General features: G+C 57.9%; 24 protein-coding genes. 7 read left to right on the forward strand and 17 right to left on the reverse strand.

Going from position 1 to position 15,923, the window contains the following annotated elements; genetic code table 11:
* The first annotated feature begins 8 nt into the window (after positions 1 to 8).
* The 3 genes from OYW20_RS19145 to OYW20_RS19155 all read left to right on the forward strand — a co-directional run bounded on the left by OYW20_RS19145 (position 9) and on the right by OYW20_RS19155 (position 2,410).
* Positions 9 to 839 carry a phytanoyl-CoA dioxygenase family protein gene (locus OYW20_RS19145; protein ID WP_268797492.1) on the forward strand — a complete coding sequence of 277 codons (831 nt, stop codon included), beginning with the start codon at positions 9 to 11 and terminating at the stop codon, positions 837 to 839.
* A gap of 61 nt (positions 840 to 900) precedes the next feature.
* Positions 901 to 1,284, forward strand: coding sequence for a tautomerase family protein (locus tag OYW20_RS19150; RefSeq protein WP_268797493.1), 384 nt, complete (start codon positions 901 to 903; stop codon positions 1,282 to 1,284).
* Between the two features lie 652 nt (positions 1,285 to 1,936).
* Positions 1,937 to 2,410, forward strand: coding sequence for a YchJ family protein (locus OYW20_RS19155; RefSeq protein ID WP_268797494.1), 474 nt, complete (start codon positions 1,937 to 1,939; stop codon positions 2,408 to 2,410).
* A gap of 21 nt (positions 2,411 to 2,431) precedes the next feature.
* Here OYW20_RS19155 and OYW20_RS19160 read toward each other — a convergent pair whose 3' ends face one another.
* Positions 2,432 to 3,025: a hypothetical protein gene (locus OYW20_RS19160; RefSeq protein WP_268797495.1), complete on the reverse strand. Its 594-nt coding sequence runs from the start codon at positions 3,023 to 3,025 to the stop codon at positions 2,432 to 2,434.
* Positions 3,026 to 3,135: 110 nt separating this feature from the next.
* On the opposite strand from OYW20_RS19160, the gene OYW20_RS19165 reads away from it, so the two are divergent.
* The 4 genes from OYW20_RS19165 to OYW20_RS19180 all read left to right on the forward strand — a co-directional run bounded on the left by OYW20_RS19165 (position 3,136) and on the right by OYW20_RS19180 (position 5,795).
* A complete protein-coding gene (locus tag OYW20_RS19165; RefSeq protein WP_268797496.1) occupies positions 3,136 to 3,627 on the forward strand; it encodes an LEA type 2 family protein in 492 nt (163 codons plus the stop codon).
* Between the two features lie 516 nt (positions 3,628 to 4,143).
* On the forward strand, positions 4,144 to 4,896 hold the full coding sequence (locus OYW20_RS19170) for a hypothetical protein (protein WP_268797497.1): 753 nt from the start codon (positions 4,144 to 4,146) through the stop codon (positions 4,894 to 4,896).
* A gap of 12 nt (positions 4,897 to 4,908) precedes the next feature.
* Positions 4,909 to 5,562: an SOS response-associated peptidase gene (locus OYW20_RS19175; RefSeq protein ID WP_268797498.1), complete on the forward strand. Its 654-nt coding sequence runs from the start codon at positions 4,909 to 4,911 to the stop codon at positions 5,560 to 5,562.
* Positions 5,559 to 5,795, forward strand: coding sequence for a hypothetical protein (locus OYW20_RS19180; protein WP_268797499.1), 237 nt, complete (start codon positions 5,559 to 5,561; stop codon positions 5,793 to 5,795). The genes OYW20_RS19175 and OYW20_RS19180 overlap by 4 nt, the downstream gene beginning before the upstream one ends.
* Here the strand turns inward: OYW20_RS19180 and OYW20_RS19185 are convergent.
* From OYW20_RS19185 to OYW20_RS19260, 16 genes are read right to left on the reverse strand one after another with little or no spacing between them, the layout of a single operon-like run.
* Complete coding sequence (locus OYW20_RS19185; RefSeq protein ID WP_268797500.1) at positions 5,789 to 6,307, reverse strand: DUF2514 domain-containing protein; 519 nt, start codon at positions 6,305 to 6,307, stop codon at positions 5,789 to 5,791. The genes OYW20_RS19180 and OYW20_RS19185 overlap by 7 nt on opposite strands.
* Complete coding sequence (locus OYW20_RS19190; RefSeq protein WP_268797501.1) at positions 6,304 to 6,741, reverse strand: cell wall hydrolase; 438 nt, start codon at positions 6,739 to 6,741, stop codon at positions 6,304 to 6,306. The genes OYW20_RS19185 and OYW20_RS19190 overlap by 4 nt, the downstream gene beginning before the upstream one ends.
* Positions 6,741 to 7,148: a DUF1353 domain-containing protein gene (locus OYW20_RS19195; protein WP_268797502.1), complete on the reverse strand. Its 408-nt coding sequence runs from the start codon at positions 7,146 to 7,148 to the stop codon at positions 6,741 to 6,743. Before OYW20_RS19195 ends, OYW20_RS19190 begins: the two co-directional genes overlap by 1 nt.
* The gene (locus OYW20_RS19200) at positions 7,145 to 7,570 is read right to left on the reverse strand and encodes a DUF4376 domain-containing protein (protein WP_268797503.1); all 426 of its coding nucleotides are present in this window, start codon (positions 7,568 to 7,570) and stop codon (positions 7,145 to 7,147) included. The genes OYW20_RS19195 and OYW20_RS19200 overlap by 4 nt, the downstream gene beginning before the upstream one ends.
* Positions 7,567 to 7,881: a hypothetical protein gene (locus OYW20_RS19205; RefSeq protein WP_268797504.1), complete on the reverse strand. Its 315-nt coding sequence runs from the start codon at positions 7,879 to 7,881 to the stop codon at positions 7,567 to 7,569. Before OYW20_RS19205 ends, OYW20_RS19200 begins: the two co-directional genes overlap by 4 nt.
* The gene (locus OYW20_RS19210) at positions 7,881 to 8,540 is read right to left on the reverse strand and encodes a pyocin knob domain-containing protein (RefSeq protein WP_268797505.1); all 660 of its coding nucleotides are present in this window, start codon (positions 8,538 to 8,540) and stop codon (positions 7,881 to 7,883) included. Before OYW20_RS19210 ends, OYW20_RS19205 begins: the two co-directional genes overlap by 1 nt.
* 42 nt (positions 8,541 to 8,582) lie before the next feature.
* Entirely contained in the window at positions 8,583 to 9,077 is a 495-nt protein-coding gene (locus OYW20_RS19215) for a hypothetical protein (protein WP_268797506.1), read from the reverse strand.
* 3 nt (positions 9,078 to 9,080) lie between these two features.
* The gene (locus OYW20_RS19220) at positions 9,081 to 9,341 is read right to left on the reverse strand and encodes a hypothetical protein (RefSeq protein ID WP_268797507.1); all 261 of its coding nucleotides are present in this window, start codon (positions 9,339 to 9,341) and stop codon (positions 9,081 to 9,083) included.
* Positions 9,332 to 9,889, reverse strand: coding sequence for a hypothetical protein (locus OYW20_RS19225; protein WP_268797508.1), 558 nt, complete (start codon positions 9,887 to 9,889; stop codon positions 9,332 to 9,334). Before OYW20_RS19225 ends, OYW20_RS19220 begins: the two co-directional genes overlap by 10 nt.
* Positions 9,890 to 9,917: 28 nt before the next feature.
* Entirely contained in the window at positions 9,918 to 11,450 is a 1,533-nt protein-coding gene (locus OYW20_RS19230; protein ID WP_268797509.1) for a hypothetical protein, read from the reverse strand.
* Between the two features lie 29 nt (positions 11,451 to 11,479).
* Positions 11,480 to 12,343: a hypothetical protein gene (locus tag OYW20_RS19235; RefSeq protein ID WP_268797510.1), complete on the reverse strand. Its 864-nt coding sequence runs from the start codon at positions 12,341 to 12,343 to the stop codon at positions 11,480 to 11,482.
* Position 12,344: 1 nt separating this feature from the next.
* Complete coding sequence (locus OYW20_RS19240) at positions 12,345 to 12,794, reverse strand: hypothetical protein (protein ID WP_268797511.1); 450 nt, start codon at positions 12,792 to 12,794, stop codon at positions 12,345 to 12,347.
* A 21-nt stretch (positions 12,795 to 12,815) separates the two neighbouring features.
* The gene (locus OYW20_RS19245; RefSeq protein WP_268797512.1) at positions 12,816 to 13,265 is read right to left on the reverse strand and encodes a hypothetical protein; all 450 of its coding nucleotides are present in this window, start codon (positions 13,263 to 13,265) and stop codon (positions 12,816 to 12,818) included.
* Positions 13,266 to 13,267: 2 nt separating this feature from the next.
* Positions 13,268 to 14,998 (reverse strand): hypothetical protein, encoded by a 1,731-nt coding sequence (locus OYW20_RS19250; protein ID WP_268797513.1) that lies wholly within the window; start codon positions 14,996 to 14,998, stop codon positions 13,268 to 13,270.
* The gene (locus tag OYW20_RS19255; RefSeq protein ID WP_268797514.1) at positions 14,998 to 15,507 is read right to left on the reverse strand and encodes a hypothetical protein; all 510 of its coding nucleotides are present in this window, start codon (positions 15,505 to 15,507) and stop codon (positions 14,998 to 15,000) included. The genes OYW20_RS19250 and OYW20_RS19255 overlap by 1 nt, the downstream gene beginning before the upstream one ends.
* Positions 15,508 to 15,566: 59 nt before the next feature.
* Positions 15,567 to 15,917, reverse strand: coding sequence for a hypothetical protein (locus tag OYW20_RS19260; RefSeq protein ID WP_268797515.1), 351 nt, complete (start codon positions 15,915 to 15,917; stop codon positions 15,567 to 15,569).
* Positions 15,918 to 15,923 lie beyond the last annotated feature (6 nt).

Raw genomic sequence — 15,923 nt, forward strand, 5'->3', positions numbered from 1 at the left:
GATTGAACATGCAAGCAGTCATGAAGACCGAGGCAAATTCCGGCTACGCGCCGCACCAACTGGATGCCCAGCAAATCCTGGATTTTCGGGCCAATGGGTGGATGAAGCTGGAAAATGTGATCAACGCCGAGACGGTGCAGATGTTGCTCCAAGAGGCCAAGACCCGCATGGGCGAAGTGGCGCGCACGGTCGATCGCAACGACCCGGGCAAGCAGATCGAGAATGCCTACCGCTGGTATGCGCGCTGGGATGAAGTCTCCAGCACCTGCCCGCAGATCAAGGCGCTCAGCCATTCGCCTCAGTTGGCCAGCATTGCTTCGCAACTGGTGGGCGAGGAAGTGCGGTTCTATTCCGACCACGTGTTCGCCAAGAACCCCGAGTCCGAGGCCGGTGGCGACACCCCTTGGCATCAGGACTTTCCCCACCATCCGCTGGATCGGCAGGGCGCGCTCAATATCTGGATCGCATTGGTCGACCTGACGCCGGAGATGGGCACCATGCAGTTTCTCAGCCGCAGCCATCGGGCGGGCATGCTAGGGCGTTACTTCAACCGCAGCGATAACGTGACCTTGCTCGACGAGCATCCTTGGGTGCTGGACGAGTTCGAGATGTCGCCGCCGATTGCACTCAAGGCCGGCGATGCCACGGTGCACGACATGAACGTGATCCATGCGGCGCCCGCCAATAGCTCCAATGTGCCGCGCTGGGTGTATTCCACCCTATGGCTGCCGGTTTCGGCGCGCTACACCGGCGCCTCGAACCATCGCACCGATCCGCTTGGGCTGACGCTCGACATGCCCATGGAGCACCCCAAGTTTCCCGTTATCCCGACCCGTTGACAGCCTTGTACTCCGACCGGCACTTGCCGGTCGGCGTTCTATTACGTGAGGGGAACTGAACATGCCACATGTCTATCTTGAGTACACCGCAGGGGTGGCTGACGAGGTTGATTTCAAAAGTGCCTGCCAGCGTCTGCATCGAACACTGGTCGAGGTGTCGGGGTTGCGACTGGACCTGGTCAAAACTCGCCTTGTCAGCTACGACCACGCGTTCGTTGGCGATTGTGACGAGCGCCAGCATTTCATCCACCTCAACGTCTCCACGGTGACCGGCAAGGCCGGTGGCGATGAGCAGCGACGCGCGATCAGCACGGCGCTGCTTGCGGTGATGGCCGATATCTTCGCGCCTGCGCTGCTGCGACATAAAGTTGATCTCTCGGTGCAAGTCACCGAGGTTCCGGCCAGTGGCTATGTGCGCAAGCGATCGACGACCTTGCTGCCGTGAATGCTATGTAAATAACGAAGGCCGTTATTCACAAGATTGTTCAGTCGCAGTCAGTTCGATGAAAAGTTTTTATAACCTTATGTCGTAACAGTATTGGTCTTTATTGGTCTTTGAGATTTTTGCGATGTACTAATCGCTGCGTAATCACGCCGGGATCCAGAGAAATCAAGCCGTTCTGATGCCAGGCTGTCACACCACTTGGAACGTAATCAGGACGGTTCTCATGGATGCCACTGATGGGGGGGCGGAGGAGCGGGACATCTCAAAAAGCCGCCGCGTACTTTGCCAAGGGGGGGGGGTGGCAGGAGTAAGCCCCTTTATTAACCTACTGACGAGAGATCTTTTGGTCATCTAACACCTCAGTCTGGCGGGTATTCTCGCCTAAATGGGTGTCCGGAATCATTAGACCACTACACTACATGCAACAGTTCCTTCCCATGCGGTCTCGCTCGACCTCGCGCAATAGTCACCTGAAGTTGACACCAATCGACGAACTCGGGACTGCCTTCTGTCACCAACACTGTAACTATCATGTCACCAGGCCAGTTGAGGTGCATCATGAAGCCCGGTACGCTTAGGCTCCCGCCGGACTCCCTACAGTTCTGGGCCAACCCGAAAAACTTCGGCAAATACTGGTGGTGAGAGAGGCCCGATGAGCAGTTCGACTTGTCCCTGCGGCAGCGGCAATCTGATGCACGCTTGCTGCGGCAATTACCACTCCGGCCAGCCCGCGCCGAGCGCCGAGGCACTGATGCGCTCACGCTACAGCGCCTACGTGCTGGGGCTGATCGATTATCTGGTCGACACCACCCTCCCCGCGCAAACTAATGCTCTGGACCGCGAATCCATCAGCCAATGGAGCGCGCAGAGCACCTGGCTAGGGCTTGAAGTGGAGAGCGCAGACGTGTTTGGCGGTAAACCCCAGCATGCATTCGTGACCTTCATCGCTCGCTGGCACGACTCAGCGGGAGAGCACAGTCATCGTGAGCGCTCGGCGTTCGTCCAGAATCAAGGCCGTTGGTACTTCATCGACCCCACGGTGACGTTCAAAGCCGGCCGCAACGACCCCTGTCCATGTGGCAGCGAGCATAAATTCAAGAAATGCTGCGCCGCGTACGTCAACTGATGAGGTTTGCGCGCTTCAAAGTCAGGATTTCTCCAGACTAAGGTGGGACACATCGGGCGCTGGCGCCGGAGCCGGTCGTTTAAGGGGCTCGATATCGCTTCCGGCAGGCGCAAGGCTCAGGCCGGACAGGTCCAGACGCGGCGCCGCAGGCTGAGCTTTTGGGTCCTGCATGTCGCTGCCCAGTTGAGCGATGGAAAAATCGGGGGCCTGGACATCGATAAAGGCAGCCATGTAAACGTCCCGGGGCTCAACGTGCAGTTGGCGGTCCGGTGCACGCGCAGGCTGCGGAGCCGTCGGGGCATGCGCCGTTTTGCGGGTCCAGTTAGGCTCGTCGGGTGGAGGCGCGAGCTCGACTTCTTCGACTTCAACCTCGACCTGCGCCGCCTCGGGCATTGGCACAACATCCGCCATTGCGCCAGCACGCTCCAGCGTCGAGCGGTATTTCTCGGCACTGGCCTGGTCCAGATTGTTCTTCAGCACCAGACGACGACCGGAAAACAACAAAGCGACACGTTGCGCGTCAGCCTGGAACAGCTTCGCGAGGTTGGCCTGGACCCGCTCCGCTTGCGCGCCGGGAACCAATTGGCCGGAAAATACAATTTCGTATAACTTCACGGGTCAATACTCCTTCGACACATGGCGTGGGTATGGCGCAGGCTCTTTAAGACAGCGAGTTGCCCCCAATCGGTCAATTGCTAGACTCAAGCCCGACAGGGAGCAAATGAATGTTTTTTCCGACACGTATTTTTCAGATGGTCAGCCTTTCGCTGGTGTTGCTGGGACTGTCCGGCTGTTCGTCGTGGATCACCGGCAGCTACCAGGACCCCGACGTTCAGCTGATGAAGGTCGATGTGGTCAAGGCAAAGCTGCTGCGCCAGGACTTCAAGCTGCGCTTTCGCGTTGATAACCCCAACGACTCAAGCGTGCTGGTGCGCGGCCTCCGCTACAAAATCCTGCTTAACGACATATTGCTGAGCGAAGGCGAGTACAGCGACTGGTTCGTGGTCAAGGCCAACAGCCATCGAAACTTCTCTGTGCCGGTGCGCACCAACCTCTGGGAGCACCTCAAAGACATTTCAAAAATGCTCGGAAAACCCAATCAGCCTATTCATTACCGTCTGGAAGGCAAGCTCAAGACCGGATTTTTATTCGGACATAGCGTGCGTCTTGGTCGCAACGGCGACATAATTCCGAGTGCGTTATTGCCAGTAGACTAGGGCAGCAAATGCGGGGTTTAGCTTACCTGCTTCACCCCGCTATTCGCCCCCTATACATAACCTGTGGTACAAAAAGTGGTACAGAGCCTCACCCATCTACGGCGTCCTGCCAACGACCTCGCCTCCCTAAATGCCCCGCCTGCTTTGATCGTCTAGCTGCTCAGCAACGTGGCTGAAGGCTGCGTCCGCCTCTTCCTGCATATCCCGTAACTCACCAGCGTCGATGATTCCCAGACGCTCGAGCGCCGCCGCATGCCCTGCGAGTTCACCGGCCCAGTGCTCGGGCGAGTTTTCCCGTCGCGCTTCATGCTCGAGCAGCTGATTCCACAACCGGAGTTCGCGTTCTTTGGTCTGCTAGCCTCTCATGCCCTGCTCTCCTATGTTGATGCATGTCTGACCGGGTGCCGCAATGCTCGTTCAGGTGACTGAATTCGACTGCCCGTCAGATGACCTTCGCCATCTTTCCTCAAGTCGATTACTGTATATGCAGACAGTATTTATGATTAAGTGCCCACCATGGATATTCCTCAGAAGGACGAGATTCTTGCCGACTGGCATCAACAGATCGACAACCGACGGCTGTGGCTTAACCCCCTCGCCCACTACAAATACCTGATGCGTCTCGCCGACAGGCTGTCGGACCTTGGCGCCATTGACCCGCTGGAACGCTTCGACATGGTTGAACTTGCTAATGCCGCCTTCTGCCATTTCACAGAGGAGGTGCCCGCCGAGTGGCGTCACCCCGCTTCGGACTACGACGTTTACAACGCCGGCGGAGAGCCGGTCGGGAGCATCCGTGGGAATCGATATTTCCTGAAGGCGGGTATGGCGCAGCCAGGCCCGATGGATTTCTTCGCCCAGATCCAGCGCGCCGACGGCCAATCTAAAATCGTCACGCGCTCCTACCAGCCCTATGGCGAACTGATCGACCGGCACATCTACACGGAAACCGGGCAGAAGCTGACGCTGGTCGAACGCAACCGGCTGTTTGCAGGCGTGGCCAGGACGCGGCTGGACGATCCGGATTGCTATCGCGCGACAGTCGACGCGGCACTGATCGCCTTGGAAGAAGGCAACATGGCTCTGTACGTCGAGCTGTGGGAGAAAGAAAACTTCTCGATCTTCCGCCGATGCTCGGCCTGCTGCGATCGCTTCTATCTGCGTGAGGACTGCCAAGCCTGCGATGGTCAAGGCTTTGTCGAAGATCCTGAATGCCCGAGCAAACTTCCTCTGTCCATGCGCGGTCAACCGGTGACGAAAACGGATTGATAGAGGTGCGCCATGTGCAGCCGTTACGAAGCCCCGTCGCACCCGCAGATCATGAAAGCGTTCGGTGTTGAGGGCCCGGAACAAGGCAGGCTTGATTTGTGGCCGACCTACATGGGCCCATTCCTACGCCGACCTGAGCGAGAAGAAGGGCAGGACGAGCCTGGTCCAGCGCTCGAAGTACTGTCCGGATCATTCGGCCTGATCCCTAGCTGGAGCAAAGATACGAAGATTGCCCGGCGCACTTACAACGCCCGATCGGAAACGGCCGCGAAGAAACCATCTTTCCGCAGCGCCTGGAAGAACGGGCAGCATTGCATCATCCCCGCCGCAGCCATCTACGAACCCGACTGGCGTTCCGGCAAGGCAATCCCGACACGGATCGCCCGGGCCGACGGCGAACTACTGGGCATCGCTGGGCTGTGGGAGTGGTGGCGCAATCCCGACGGTGAGGTGATTCACAGCTATTCGATGCTGACAATCAACGCCGACGATCACACATTCATGCGGGATTACCACAAGCCGGACGACGAAAAGCGGATGGTAGTGATCCTGCCAGCTGGGCTCTACAACGACTGGCTCGACGCGCCAGCCCGCGAAAGCATGGAATTCATGCGGCAGTATCCGGCCGATCGCATGGCAGTGGTGCCAAAGGAGAGAGAATCATGATTTTGGATGATGGCGCTTTACCGCCAAGGTATCGCGAGGAGGTCCAACGGCTGCTGTCGATGATCGGCACCGCTGTGGATGCTGATACGGCGCGAATCGTTGGCCGGTATTCGGAGGGAGTCGTGCGAGGTTTTGAGATTGCGAAGTCGCTGAGGGATAGCGACATTGAGGAGCTATTCGTGATGATCGAAGCCGCGATACAGATGCGGCTTAAATATCTGGCTTCTCAGTGAGCGGACAGGGCTTGATAGGCTGACTCACACGCCAGCCCGGCTATTCGGGCACCGTCATAAGCCCTTGCCAGCTCTCCCGCTCGTTTGTCAGCCCTTTGGAACAAGTCGGAGAGCACCATTGCGGCGCGGGTGGCTGTTTTGCTTCGCTCGGCAGCGCCGGTATCGCTGGAGCTGCAGGTTGATCTGGCAGCAAGGCTTGCGGCTTCGGCCCGCACGCGCTCACCAGCGTCGTCAGAGCCAGCAGCATCAGCAACGGCAACCTTTGTTTGTTCTCTCGCATCATCCCCTACCTGGTCGATTGCCGTCTGGCGGCGTTGCTCTTCTGTTCGATTGGCCGTCGTTGCGGCGGCGAGCCCCTTAGCCTGCAAAACTTGCTGATCCGCCCACAGCGCCTTCCACCGAAGATCGGTAACGGTCACGCCGTGGTGGTAAGACCCGTAGAGCACGCCTGCGCAAGCCAGGATGATCAGCACTAATACCCCAAGCCTCACGTACAAGCTGGCTGAGTTCATGGCACGTCCTTAAAGAAAATGTGGTGGCCCAGGCGCAACGTCTGCTTCGCGCCCACTACCCACTTCGGCGGCTTCGGCATGGTAGTGGCGTAATAGTGAGTTGCGCCCCCGGTAGAGTCGGGTTTTACTCCGTCGATCACTTGTTGCGCTGCCAACTGGCACATTGCGAATTCAGCCTTCGGAATTGCCTTGGCGCCGCTGAGGAACGGAAAGTTCGGATCGTTTCGGTTCCAGCAGCTGAACTGCCACGGCTTCTGGCATACGCCGATGTAACCCTCGCCCCACCAGTCAGGCTTGCCATCGGTGTGTAGATCGATGTCCACCCGGTTCCTGATCGACCACGCCACGGCAACCATTCCGGCCAGTCCCTCGCCGCGCGCCTCGCCCCAAAGCGTACGCGCCAGCACATCGCGATCTTTCTCAGTTACAGGCATTACTTTTCTCCAGGCGAAAAAAACCCCGAACTCGTCGGGGTCTGTGTGTAGTTTTTGGCGGCTCCTATTCGGACGCCGGCCCAAAAGAGCCAGGCCCGCCATCGCGCCACGCCCTCGGCGCGTAAAGCCCGGTACAGGATTGCGTCGGCATCTTTGCGGGAAACCTGGCCAGTCGTGTAAAGCCAGTCATGCACGGTCGCGGCATAGTTGCCGTATCCCGACACCAGAGCGAATAGCACGAACAGAAAGACGTTGTGCAGCACCTTGATGCTGGCAAAGTCCGTGGTGAAACCAGACGGCACCGTGATTACTTTCAGGTCGTCGTCGGCCAGCACCAGATCATCCAGGAGCGTATGCATCCGCCGGCCGATCTGTTCGGTTTTCAGTGTGGTGGTGAAGCGGCTCATACCTGCCACCAGCGGTCATCGGTAAAATCAGCTGGTACGGTCTCCATCTGCTTGAGGTTGCTCCCCGCAAAGATCAGGGCCAGCTTGCGCGAGGCCGAGGCCTTGCCGAACTCGACCACGGTCTGCGCATCCATGGGCACTCGGCTGTTGTCATCGGCAATCCACTCAAAATCAGACCCCGAGCCGGACCAGCGCAGATCGCCAGGCTGGGCGCCCATCACAATGGCCATGAAAGCGAGCTGCGCGGATCCGGCTATGTTTTCCCGATCTGACTCCCGCGACTGGTACAGCACACCATTGAAAACTACCCCGGCGCTGATTCGGCGGTCGCGCTCCGTATCAATCAAGCCCCGAAAGACCTCCGACGCCAAGCTATCCTTGGCCTGCTTGGTAACTACCTGTGCCCAGTCAATAGTGCTCATTCATAAAGCTCCAACGGCAGAGCGCCAGGTAATACAACATCTCCGTCCGCAACATCCACCAAGTCATCGGGATAGGCTTGCGCGGGGCTGTAATTTATAGGCAGAGGTAAGATCAGGGTTACTACCAGCTCTCCACCCTGCCGGTGAACGTCCCCTGCAAACCAAGGACTATCGATAGCAGTAGATGGAAGGGTGCCGCCATCTGGTAGCCGTGCTAAGTCGAACGCCTCCCCATTGAGGATGAGCGCGTCCCCACGCTTTTCAACAGTCAACGTGTCGTCTCGACGTGAAGGTGAAAGTTTGATAATCATCAGAACCACCTTCCTATGGCGATCCAGTGGCAGGCGTAGGGCTGCACAGCAGCGCTACCCTGTACGTCAAGCGCATAAAAGGTTACTTGTGAATTTGTTGCTGCTGCATATGCAGACGGAGTAACGCGAGCACTACCCTGAATAGACAGACCCGTATAGGGGGCAGCGGCAAAAGTGGCGGGGAAGGTCCAAACTACCTGACCGTAATACCCGACCCCGTATGCGTTGGTAACTGAAACGGTAGGGCCAGCAGAAAACTTGCAGATCATCGTGCCATCGGCAAACTTTGTGTATTCCCCGTTCGCGTTTGAGCCCCTCTCAATGATCGCCCCTGTTGGGGTTCCATTAGTTTGGCCAACGCCTCCAAGAATAGTCCCCCGTGAGTAGGCCAAGTCCCACGCGACCCAAGTGTTACCATTCAGGGTTCTTTGAAGAACAACAGCGGAGTTCAGCTGCTTGGCTACCTGCTTAATAAAGGTCCCTACGCCTATTACCTCCAGTAGCCAATTACCACTGGATAGCGGTTGATCGGTGCCTGTTGCGAGGGGGATATAATACCTGCCGGGCGTGGTGACACTGTTCCACGCCACCCCGCTTGCCAGCGTGACCGCTGTGGTGCTGACCTTCCCGCTAATCAGCACCTTGATATCGGCGCCCACGGCTTGCGCCAGCGCGGTAATGCGCGCATCAAGGCCCACCGGTTAGGCCTTGGCGGTAGCGTAGGAAGCGGAGAAATCCGTTTCAGGATTGCCCACGCCGATGTTCTGGCAGGCTTGCAGCTTCTGTGCAGTGCTTAGGGTTTGCGCATCGTCAAAACGGACCCGGTTCGCCACCGCAGTGGTGAGCGCGGTCAACAAGCCTTCGTCGCTGACAATCAGATCCTGAAGCTCTTTCAGAGTGTCGAACGCCGCACTGGCACCGCCTAAAATCGATGCCTGAACCGCCGCCTTTGCCGCCTCAATCGAATCAAAGATTTTGTTGGCTGACCAGGTGACAGCGGTAGCGCCATCGCCGGCGGTGTCGTCAATGTTGGCGCCGGACGAACCCAGCAGGCCGTACAGTTCGTTTACGGCAGCAACCAAGTTGCCTTTGGCGGTGGTGGACAGCGCAGTCAGGTCCCCCTGTTTGCTGGTGAGCGTCTTAATGTCGGTGCCGATGGCTTGGGCAAGACCGATAATCCGGGTTTCGAGGGACATAACTTATCCTTTGGCGAGAATGTAATAGTTGAGTGGGTCAGGGCTTAAATCGTCTGAGACATACAGCTTCTGGTCAGAGCCGAAGGTGAGGCGGTTGTTAGGGTCCGAGCTGATATCGGCAGCGTTGATGCCTGGCGGGCCCTGCTCGCCGGCGGTGATCACTTCGATTTCCGGCGTCTCGATGCTGATCGCGTACTCAAGCTCCACCGTTGCCGTCTCCCGGTCTTCCACTTCAAAGGTGACGACCTGGGCAGCTATCGACATTTGAAGCCCCCTTCGGCATAGCGCGTGACGGTAACGCCGCCATAGATCACATCGAAGGTGTAGTGCAGGCCCTCGCCCGTCAGCATCGCGGTCTGGGCGGCTGTCAGTTCACGCGTGAACGTGCCGGCGGTGGTGATGGCCAGGCCAGTGCCCACGCCCAGGACAAACAGAAGCTCGTCACCCCGGTAAGCACTAAGGGCGCCCGAGGCTTCGGCCAGATCCACAGCACGTCTGTAGATCAACTGCCCACCCGTTGGCTTGAGTCCGCTCGCCGACATTGCGTTGATTTCCAGCGTGTCGACATCGATGACCTTGGCGCGGTGCGGCAACTGCTTGAAAGGCTCACGATTGAGGTCGGGCATACCCTGAACGCCACGCGCCCAAACGGGCCAGGCACCTTCGAGACCGTGAGCAACGGCCTTGACCAGAACAGGCGCGCCCGCAATCCCGGCGATGTCCCGATAAACGAACTCAGGCTGCATGATGCGGATAGTGTCGCGGTAAGTGGTTCCCGGAGTAACAGGCAGGTCTTGGCGGGCCGGCTGCATGGCTGGCTCCTCTTAACAGAAAGTTGGATTAGACCCAGTTGACGGGCGTCGGCGATCCGACAACAAACTCTTGGGATGCGGGATTAAAACTGCCGTAGTGACGAACGTCATCTATCGGATAACTGCCAGATTGTTTGAGGTAGCCAGCAGGGGTTAACGCCCCTTCAAAAACTGCCGGCTGCTGGTTCACCTGATGACTGATAGCAATCAGGTTGTTGCTGTACAGCGAGAAGTGCCAGAACTTAGAAAGTGATCCGACAGCGGCGCCGAACTGCGGCACACGACCGATAGCGCTACCTTCAAGCACACCTCCAATTGATGGGCCGATCTGGAATGAGCCTCCCGGATACGACTGAGTTTCCTGCACGCCGTCAATGCTTACGCCAAGCGTAAGCTCATCCCCGTTGATTGACCCTGATGATCCGTAGGACACGCTTTGCACCCAGTCATCGCCCGGACCTTCCCAACTGATCGTTGAATTACCAGCCGAAACAGCGCCGCCAGATACGACACCCACGCCGTTCTGAACAATGTTCACCTCGCCGTTGTAATACTCATTGGCAATGCGCGGGCTGCTGGTGGCCACCGAGAAGCTTGCACCGCCGATAGCCCATGAATCGGTGAAATTGAGGTAACAGGGCGAAGGCTGCTCCCCCTCAAACGGCAGCATCACAAGCCATTTGATGGCCGTGCTGCTACTGGTCGGACCTTGCCAGCCGTTGCCGCTCACAACCCCCAAAGATGACGGGTAGTTGTACGTCACCTTGTCCCCTATCGCGACGCCCTGCTCATTCAGTATCGGCTCACGGTCTATCTCTTCGGTCGCTGACAGCAGCGCGAATTGATTTTGTCCGCCTCCCGTCAGACTGCGCTCGACCTTCATGACCTCACCTGAGCCATATAGAACCGTTACGGTAACGGCTACATCAGCGCCGAATCCCGACAGCGTAACTTGGGCGAACGAATACGGCCGCAGGCGGGCGTCCGTATCCATGTCTGATTGATCGGTGGTGTTGAAAGCGCTCCAGGCCAATACGGCATTTCGACCTGACGTGCTGACCGAATGCAGCCGAACAGCGGTTGCGCTCTCTGAGCCAAGGTCGGAGAAAAAATTGATTCGATCCTCAAAGGACAGCTGACCCAATGGAACCACCACCGTTCGGAGCCGCGCTTCAGGTGCAACGCCAAATTCGCCAAAGCGCGATATCGAAAATTGCAGCCTGGTGGTCGAAGCACTGATCGTGCGCTGCAACATAGTGACCCGCCACCGACTGCCGTCTAGTGCCTGATAAATCCACCCATCCAATTGCCTGTTGTAAAGGCTATTACCTGAGATAAGCGCCCTTCCCGCCCAGTAACTCCCACCAGGCGGCGTCAGCGCCAGTTCTTCATCGGTGATCGGCGATATCCCCGGCACAACAATCAGGTGGGTATCGCCGGCACCGATCAGCGTGCGCTGGGCGTTCGGGGGCTGGGTGTAGGGCTTGGTCATGCCGCTGGGCAACTGGATAGAGCTGTTGTTAATCAGGCCATGCCAAGGCCATACCAGTAGTCTCTGCATCTGTAACCCCAGTGTTCAATCGATTCGGATCAGACTTTGTCCGGCGTCAGTTGATGGGTGCTCAGAAGGCTCCAGCTGTGCTGGGCATAGCCAATGAAGTAGGCCAGACGAAAAAGCATAGTCACCCCGCTGGGTACGGAAAGCGTGGCCGCGCCCATCAGGGGAAATCCCAAATCCTCATCGATTGTCACGACCAGCGTTCCAGGAGCGCTATTGCGGATCACCAAATCGACCTTAGAAAACAGGTCAGTGGCGAACGTCTCGCCGAACGATGGCAGCACAAGACGCTTAGCAAAACCTTCGCTTGAATCCCAGAACGTCTGGGGCTTCTTGGGAAGAAACAGCATGTTGCCTTGGTTCTCCGGGCCGCCACCGTAGCCTGGCTTCGCCTCATCCAGGGGGCGGTTTTCGATCAAGCGCCAATAAGGGTTAAGCCCCTTGAACGGACTGACCCAAAGCCCAAGACGGACAAGGGTCGGGGCGCCTGAAAAAATGTATAACGGGTCCGGGATGTCGAAGTTTAAACCCGGCAGCCAGTTGTTATCGTAGGTCATCGAGATTTGGAGGTCGGCTCCAATCGTGGGTTGAAAAATCAAATCCACTTCGTAGTAACCTGGGGCTTCCGGCGGCGGGCCAAATTTCACCTCGTAATCAGAAGCCGGATTAACAGGCCAGATGATGCGCGGCACATTCAAGTCTATCGTGTAGCTCAGCTGTGCTACGTCAAGCGTCAACTCAGTGCCCGGCAGGGGGTGCCCCCAATCGTTAACCGATTCAATTCCGGACGACAACCAGCGCTGTTTAGTCGCTGTATTGATGTAATGGGCCCCCACACTTGGCGGCGCGGCTGTTGGGTTAACTGTCGCTGTAACGGTGTGTTGAACTGAACTCATATCATTCGCCTACCAGTTGATTGTTTTGTTCGTCTTCGAGCAAGTCGCCGCTATCTGACGTCAAGGCCCCATCCGGGGCGGGTGTTACGCCGCCGCCACCATCACCACCACCGGCCTCAAGCACCGCGACCCGTGCAACCAGGTCGGCGATCTGTTCAGCCATCCGGTTAATCCCTCCCGCCGTGATCGAGCAATAGATAACGGTGCCCATCGGCCAGAACTGGGCGCCGGTGTTTTCCTGCGCTCGGGAAACGGTGACTACACCTCCCGCTTTCTTGAGCGCGATGATCTCCCAGGCGCTTTGCTCGACAGGATTAAGCGAGTTGACCAGCGTTAACCGATACTCCCCGTTTCCCAGCAGCGCGACGGCAGAAGCGCTGATCGGCAACACCGTTGCCGCCTGCTGCATGTCCGCATTGAGCTGCGTGATCCAGTTGTTTACGTAATTCATGACAGTCCTTTACGGGATGGACTAGGCAGGGATTGGCTGCGCCAGGTTGATCACGGCTTCAGCGCCGTTTGCGTCGGCAAGCACCAGTTTTTTGATGGCAGGAATCGAGAACAGGCCGTCACTGCTCAGCATCCCGTCTGGCCAATACTCGCGAGCCTTGAATGCCGTTTCCGTGAGAGGGCTTGCGATACCGCCACCGGATGTCGCCGGCGCATTCTTCGGATTGAACGTCCCGACGCCCTTTGCCGCTGGCACCCGACCTCGCGGATCCAGAGCCGGCAAAGAAGTGGTTTTTTTCTTGGGTGTTACCAGGCGGTTAATGTCGTCGCTGATCTGCGATCCAGATCCGCTGCGATCAGTGCTGATTCCGGTTGCGATGGCCTTTCGTTCGGCAATCAGGGATGTCGCCCCGGATTGGCGGCTAGCCACCGCTGACGCCCCGGCGCTACGGCGATCACTTTCGAGGCTCATGCTTAAAGCTCCAGTGGGTCGTTGGGAATGGTCAATCGATACCGTGCGGCGATGTCCACGACCTTTTCGTCTCGCTCAGTAGCAGCGATTTCAGATGCAGTGATTTGCAGGCGTCTATCAAAAACCGGGAGTGTTGGATCGGCGTTGTCGTAGTTGCCGGAAAACCCATCAAGGCTGTCGTTGTAAACAGGCGAACTGGGCTTGCCCCCAAGCTGGGTGCCCAGCGCCGGTACAGCGATATCGGCTTCCTGCGCAGCGGTTGAGAAAGCTGGAGCCGAAAGCGCATCCTGATCTGCCCCACCGCAGCGCATGACCTTCACGGTCAGCGTGGTTACAGCAGAGCCCGAGGCAAGGTCGAACGTGTCGGCAACGCGACTACAGCGCGCCTGAGCAAGCACGCCTTGATCGTCAAGTCGCAAGGTATGGATCAGGTCAACATCCAGCACCATGCTGGTCGGTACGCTCCAGCTCACAGCCGTGGCGCTGTGCGCCAGCACCACCGTTGTTTTGGCCTGATTGAGCAGACAACGCAACGCGGCCTGCCGCTGTGATTCGTCACGCTCGTCGACGTGGCCCGACCTGCCGTCGACTGCCGAGGGCACCTCAAGGCCAAACGGGGCGCTTTCCCACGCATTGCCTCGATCAGTCGTGTAATCAATGGAAAGCGAGTCGCGCGCAATTACCTCGCCGGCCTGCTCCACGCTGGCCTCAGCCACTACCGTAAGCACGTACTTTTCCGTAACAGCCTGAGCCCAGCGCCGCCCGCCGGTGAAGGTCACACCCAGCAGTAAGTCGGGATAGTTATTGATCCATGGCACACCGTTGCCGCAAATGTTCGCACCGGTTGCCGGGGTCTTGATGTAGATCGGCGACTTGATAATGTTCAGCCCGGCAGAGGACGCCGAGTCTTTCATCATGGCAACGTCGGGCAGCTCCGAGCTGCTCTGCCGCCACTGGCAGAAACCTTGTGTACCGCCCAAACCGCTGGTGTCCGGGTGACGCCAGGTGAATGTCTCGTTTCGCTGGTGCAGCCGCGAAAACCGATAGCTCGCCTCGATTTCGACGGTGTTCGTCAGGCTTGTCAGATCTGCATAACCAACGCTTACCGAATCATAAATACTGGTGCCCGCACCAAATGTGAAGTCCACGCTACCTGCGTACCAGGTCGTTAGGCGAAGTTCGCCGCCGGCAGATGAATCCAAACTTGATTGCACTGTGCTCAGACGCTCGCTCAGATAGTCCCAGCGACTGCGGCCCTCTGCCTCCGAGAAAACATCAATCGACCAGTACGCCGGCACCAAGGCATCAATCTGTGCGACCGTCAGTTTTTCGATCCGCTGCTGAAGTTGATCCCCGCAATGACACAACAGCAAACGTCCAATCGAGTCCCACTCGGTTGTAACGATACGGCCGGTGTAACGGCGCTTTTGCGTTGTGACGCCCAAGGCATTGGTGATGTAGTCAATGCTTACCGTGCGGCCCACCCAATCCATGGGCAGGATAGAGCCAGGCAGCATTTGCAATGTGAAGGTGGCCAAACCCGCAGCACCTCGCTCGCGATCTACTTCCACCTGGCCGGTCAGCCGCGCCGTGAAGTCGACACCGCCGACCAGAACGCGCAGCGCCCAACGGAATGCATTCCCTGGAACAACGGGTTTTGGGTCTGATCCTGCCGCGCCACTGTACAAGCCGTTAAGAGGCGCAGAGTTAAGCGGCGATCCGTTGAGAAGCATCAGATTTCTTCCCAGGCAATAGACCAGCCGAACGTTGCCTGCGCTGCGCTCATGGACTTTGGCGGCTTACTGGCGAAGACGTTGTAAACCGGCATCCATTGGATCATGTACTTGGTGCCGCCTATCACCTGGCCTGCCGTGGCTATCGAGCCATCCAGCTCGCAGGAAGTCTGGACCCACTCAGATCCAACCAAGGCGAATGCCTTCGGGCTAGTGTCAGGCCGCACAAGGCTGGTCAGGGCATAAGACAAAGAATCACCGACAATGCACTCTTGCGAAGTCAGGCGAAGTTCAAGCGGCTGACTGTAGTCAAGGCCGTCCAGTCCTGGGGGCATCCAGCCCTGGCCACTGATCGAACCAGAAGCTTTTCCCCAGTGAGTCATCTTCACGCCGGCACCGCCCGAAAGTCGCACCACAGTTTCCCCCAGCAGCGGCGTGTCAGACTGGTCCGGCGCACCGGCGTGCAACACGATGGGAACACCACCCAAGGTGACAAGAGGTAGGCTCATGCATTTACTCCGGACACAAAAAAACCGCCACTTAGGGCGGTTCGCTTGAACAAAAAGGTTTAGCGCTTGGTGACGATCACCGAGGGCGGGTCACTGCCAAAATCACATGACGCTTGATAGGGCAGCATGTTGCCGAATGCGTTTTTTGCGTCGAAGTTGAACGCTACTCGGGGCTTTCCTCCGGCACCCGACAAATCACTCCCCATGCCCGTGACGTAATGCACGTCTACCGATGAAGGGAAGGCGGCGCGCTGCCTGACCAGCGCTTCACAGGTCTTAAAAGCTTCCTGCTCTGCACTGGATCGGCTGGGTCTGTCATCCGCGTTCCGGTTGAGATAAACCATTATCAATAACAGCACGCACAACAACAGATATGGCTTAAGCCGTCTTACTGTGAATGGTTCAGCCATTAACCG

Origin of the sequence: Pseudomonas sp. BSw22131 (genome assembly GCF_026810445.1) — a bacterium.
GTDB classification, from domain to species: Bacteria; Pseudomonadota; Gammaproteobacteria; order Pseudomonadales; family Pseudomonadaceae; genus Aquipseudomonas; species Aquipseudomonas huanghezhanensis.